Genomic DNA, 4808 nt, shown 5'->3' on the forward strand with positions numbered 1-4808 from the left:
GTGACCGGCTGGGGCACGGTGGAGGGCCGCACGGTCTTCGTCTACGCCCATGACTTCCGCATCTTCGGCGGCTCGCTCGGCGAGGCGCACGCCTCCAAGATCCACAAGGTGATGGACCTGGCGCTCGCCGCGGGCGCGCCCCTGGTCGCCCTCAGCGACGGCGCCGGCGCCCGCATCCAGGAGGGCGTCACCGCGCTCGCCGGCTACGGCGGCATCTTCCGCCGCAACGTGGCCGCCTCCGGGGTCATCCCGCAGATCAGCGTGATGCTGGGGCCCTGCGCGGGCGGCGCCGCCTACTCACCGGCGCTCACCGACTACGTCTTCATGGTCCGCGGCACGTCGCAGATGTACATCACCGGCCCGGACGTCGTACAGGCCGTCACCGGCGAGCAGATCAGCCACGACCAGCTCGGCGGCGCCGACGTGCACGCCACCGTCTCGGGGGCCGCGCACTTCGCGTACGAGGACGAGGCGGAGTGCCTCGCGGAGGTGCGCTACCTGCTGTCGATGCTGCCGCAGAACAACCGTGAACTGCCGCCCGCCGTCCGGCCCGACGACTCCCCGACCCGGCGCGGTGAGGCGCTCCTCGACCTGGTGCCCGGCGACCCCGGACGCTCCTACGACATGCGTCCCGTGATCGAGGAGATCGTCGACGACGGTGAGATCTTCGAGGTGCACGCGGGCTGGGCCACCAACATCATCTGCGCGCTGGCCCGGCTCGACGGCCAGGTCGTCGGTGTCGTGGCCAACCAGCCGGCCTCCTTCGCCGGTGTCCTGGACATCAGCGCCAGTGAAAAGGCAGCCCGGTTCGTGCAGTCCTGCGACGCCTTCAGCATCCCGCTCGTCACGCTCGTCGACGTGCCGGGCTTCCTGCCGGGCCGGGAGCAGGAGCACGGCGGGGTGATCCGCCACGGCGCCAAGCTCCTCTACTCGTACTGCAACGCGAGCGTCCCCCGCATATCGGTGATCCTGCGCAAGGCGTACGGCGGCGCGTACATCGTCATGGACTCGCAGTCCATCGGCGCCGACCTCACCTTCGCCTGGCCCACCAACGAGATCGCGGTGATGGGTGCGGAGGGCGCCGCGAACGTCGTCTTCCGCCGGGAGATCGCCGCCGCGCCGGACCCCGAGGCGGCGCGCGCCCAGCGCATCCAGCAGTACCAGGAGGAACTCATGCACCCCTACTACGCGGCCGAACGCGGGCTGGTGGACGACGTCATCGATCCGGCGGATACCAGGGCCGTCCTGATCCGCTCGCTGGCGATGCTGCGCGCCAAGCACGCCACGATGCCGCCCCGCAAACACGGGAACCAGCCGGTATGAGCGCCGCCGGGGACCACCCGATCCGTGTCGTACGGGGCGAGCCCGACCCGGAGCAACTCGCCGCCGTCACGGTCGTCCTGCTGGCCCTTCTCCGCGGAACCGAACCGGAGGCGTCCCCGCGCCCCCCGGCCGCCGGCTGGGTCCAGGGCACCCACCGCCTGCCGGGCGCCTGGTCGGCGCCATAGCGAGAAGACCCCCGAGGCGCCGCTGCCCGCTCCGGAATGGGGCAGCGGCGCCCGCCCATGCCTCGCCTCCCGGCCGAGCGAGTCGGGTGGCGGGTGGGCGAAGGCCCGGGGGCCCGGGGGGCGGAGCCCCCTGCGGGGTGAGCTGACCGGCGTGCACCGACCGGCCTGGGCCGACCGTCCCATACGGCCCAGGCCGGCGCACGCCAACGAGCGCCGCTGCTCCCGATTCTCAGGGGCAACGGCGCTCAATGACTGCGCTGGTCCACGTCAGTGAACCGCGGCCTGCCGAGCCTTCTGCGCGGCGATGGCCGGATAGCGCATGGTGAACAGAACGGGGACGACGAAGGTGACGACCTTGATGACGATCGCCGCGGTCGTGGCGTGCGGATCGGCCTTGATCAGCACGGCCAGCGCACCGGCCGCGACGAGGAAGGACACCCCCCACACGGTGGTGATCGTCGCGTTGGTCCGGAAGAACGCCTTGGTCTTCCACACGTGCTCCGGCGCGATCTTGCGTGCCAGTCCCAGCGTGAACGGCCGCCCGATGAGCAGCGAACCGAACGCCGTGACGGCGAGCCACGCGTCGACCAGGGCAGGGCCGTAGGGGATGAGGCCGGAATCGGGCTGCTTGTACGAGAGCCAGGTGATGCCCGCGAAGAACACGAGGGCACTCACTTCGATCACCATCTCGTCCAAGTGCTTGCCCGATCGCCGTCCCTGGAAGATCACGAACGCGGCGATCCCCAGTCCCCACTCCGCGCCACTGCGCCACTCGTCGCTCGTCGCGATGGCGGCGTAGGCGATCCAAGGTAGGAAGCTGATGAGGTAGCGGGTCATGGAAAGCTCCTTTCTACCCGCTATTCAGTCAGCCGCCCCTTGCGGGGCGCTAAAGCGAAGAACCGAGGCGGACAACCGGACACTTTAGCCGTCCCCAAGCATTCCCACGCACGCTCTTTCGACAACAATTCCCGGACCTAGGCCAGTTCCGGATCGAGGAACTGCTGGAGGAAAGCGTGTCCCGTCGACTGTTCACCTCGGAGTCGGTGACCGAGGGCCATCCCGACAAAATCGCCGACCAAATCAGTGACACCATTCTCGACGCACTTCTCGCCCAGGACCCGACGGCTCGCGTGGCCGTGGAAACCCTGATCACGACCGGCCAGGTGCACATCGCGGGCGAAGTCACCACCTCCGCGTACGCCGACATTCCGACGCTGGTCCGCGAGACGATTCTCGGTATCGGCTACGACTCGTCGGCCAAGGGATTCGACGGCGCCTCGTGCGGCGTCTCGGTCTCCATCGGCGCCCAGTCGCCCGACATCGCCCAGGGCGTGGACGACGCGTACGAGACCCGGGTCGAGGGCGCCTCCGAGGGGGACGAACTCGACCGGCAGGGCGCCGGCGACCAGGGCCTGATGTTCGGCTACGCCTGCGACGACACCCCCGAGCTGATGCCGCTGCCGATCGCCCTCGCGCACCGCCTCGCGCGCCGCCTCGCCGAGGTCCGCAAGGAGGGCCCGCTGCCCTATCTGCGTCCGGACGGCAAGACGCAGGTCACCATCGAGTACGAGGGCGACCGCCCGGTGCGCCTGGACACGGTCGTGGTCTCCTCGCAGCACGCCCCCGACATCAGCCTCGACTCGCTGCTCGTGCCCGACCTGCGCGACCACGTCGTCGCACCGGCGCTGGACGGCCTCGACCTCGACACGACCGGGCACCGGCTCCTGGTGAACCCCACCGGACGGTTCGAGATCGGTGGCCCGATGGGCGATGCCGGCCTGACCGGACGGAAGATCATCGTCGACACCTACGGCGGCATGTCCCGCCACGGCGGCGGCGCGTTCTCCGGCAAGGACCCGTCCAAGGTGGACCGCAGCGGGGCGTACGCGATGCGCTGGGTCGCCAAGAACGTGGTCGCCGCGGGGCTCGCCCGGCGCTGCGAGGCGCAGGTCGCCTACGCCATCGGCAAGGCGGCCCCGGTCGGCCTGTTCATCGAGACGTTCGGCACCGAGACCGTACCCGTGGACCGGATCCAGCAAGCCGTCACCGACGTCTTCGACCTGCGCCCGGCCGCGATCGTGCGGGACCTCGACCTGCTGCGCCCGCGCTACGCGCAGACCGCCGCGTACGGCCACTTCGGGCGCACCGGAGCCGACTTCACCTGGGAAACCACCGACCGGGCGGACAAGCTCCGCCAAGCCGCGACGGGCTGAACGGGGCCGGGTCATGCGGATCGCCGTCACCGGTTCCATCGCCACCGACCATCTGATGACGTTCCCCGGCTGCTTCACCGACCACCTGGTGCCCGGTGAGCTGTCGAACGTCTCGCTGTCCTTCCTCGCCGACGCCCTGGAGGTCCGACGCGGCGGCGCGGCAGCCAACATCGCCTACGGGCTGGGACAGTTGGGGTTGTCCCCGGTCCTGGTCGGCGCCGTGGGCCCGGACTTCGCCGACTACCAGGTCCACCTGAAGGAGCACGGCGTGGACACCGACTCCGTGCATGTCTCGCACACGGCGCAGACCGCCCGCTTCGTGTGCACCACCGACCGGGCGCAGAACCAGATCGCCACCTTCTACGCCGGCGCCATGGCCGAGGCCCGCACCCTGAGCCTCGCGCCCGTCGCCGAACGGTTCGGCGGCCTCGACCTCGTGCTGATCTCGCCTAACGACCCCGAGGCGATGGTGCGGCACACCGAGGAGAGCCGGCGGCTCGGCATCCCGTTCGCCGCCGACCCCTCCCAGCAGCTCGCCCGTCTCGAACCGGACGCGGTGCGCGGCCTCGTCGACGGCGCCGGACGCCTGTTCACCAACGCGTACGAGGCCGCCCTGGTCCGGGAGCGCACCGGCTGGACCAGTGGGCAGAACCTCGACCGGGTCGGTTCCTGGGTGACCACCCTCGGCGCGGACGGCGTCCGCATCGAGCGCGCGGGCGAGCCCGCCGTGACCGTACCGGCGGCACCGGTGCGCGAGATCACCGACCCGACCGGCGTCGGCGACGCGTTCCGAGCCGGCTTTCTCGCCGCCACCGCCCGGGGCCTGACCCGGACGGCCTCGATACGGCTCGGCTGCTCGGTCGCGGCCGAGGTGATCCGCACCGTCGGCTCCCAGTCGTACGACGCCGCGGCCGACCGCCTCCTCGCCAACCTCACGGCCGCGTACGGCACGGACGCCGCCGAGGAGATCGCGCCCCACCTGGTGGCCGTCACCCGCGAGGGCGGCGACAGCTCGTGACCGCTTCGGAAACCCTCAGAGAGGCCCTCGCCACCCGTGTGGTGGTGGCGGACGGTGCGATGGGCACGA

At 71.0% G+C, this 4808-nt stretch carries 5 protein-coding genes; 4 read left to right on the forward strand and 1 reads right to left on the reverse strand.

Going from position 1 to position 4808, the window contains the following annotated elements; genetic code table 11:
• The coding region (locus tag ACFW2E_RS41500) for an acyl-CoA carboxylase subunit beta (RefSeq protein WP_384475725.1) at window positions 1-1323 on the forward strand (1323 nt) is incomplete at its 5' end.
• On the forward strand, window positions 1320-1508 hold the full coding sequence (locus ACFW2E_RS41505; protein WP_384475728.1) for an acyl-CoA carboxylase subunit epsilon: 189 nt from the start codon (window positions 1320-1322) through the stop codon (window positions 1506-1508). The genes ACFW2E_RS41500 and ACFW2E_RS41505, both read left to right, overlap by 4 nt.
• Window positions 1509-1775: 267 nt before the next feature.
• On the opposite strand, the gene ACFW2E_RS41510 is transcribed toward ACFW2E_RS41505, so the two are convergent.
• Entirely contained in the window at window positions 1776-2345 is a 570-nt protein-coding gene (locus tag ACFW2E_RS41510) for a hypothetical protein (protein ID WP_384475731.1), read from the reverse strand.
• 176 nt (window positions 2346-2521) lie between these two features.
• Between ACFW2E_RS41510 and metK the strand changes: the two genes are divergently transcribed.
• Complete coding sequence (gene metK, locus ACFW2E_RS41515; protein WP_384475734.1) at window positions 2522-3721, forward strand: methionine adenosyltransferase; 1200 nt, start codon at window positions 2522-2524, stop codon at window positions 3719-3721.
• 13 nt (window positions 3722-3734) lie between these two features.
• Complete coding sequence (locus ACFW2E_RS41520) at window positions 3735-4739, forward strand: carbohydrate kinase family protein (RefSeq protein WP_384475737.1); 1005 nt, start codon at window positions 3735-3737, stop codon at window positions 4737-4739.
• Window positions 4740-4808: the final 69 nt, after the last annotated feature.

The organism is Streptomyces sp. NPDC058964 (genome assembly GCF_042741275.1).
Lineage (GTDB): Bacteria > Actinomycetota > Actinomycetes > Streptomycetales > Streptomycetaceae > Streptomyces.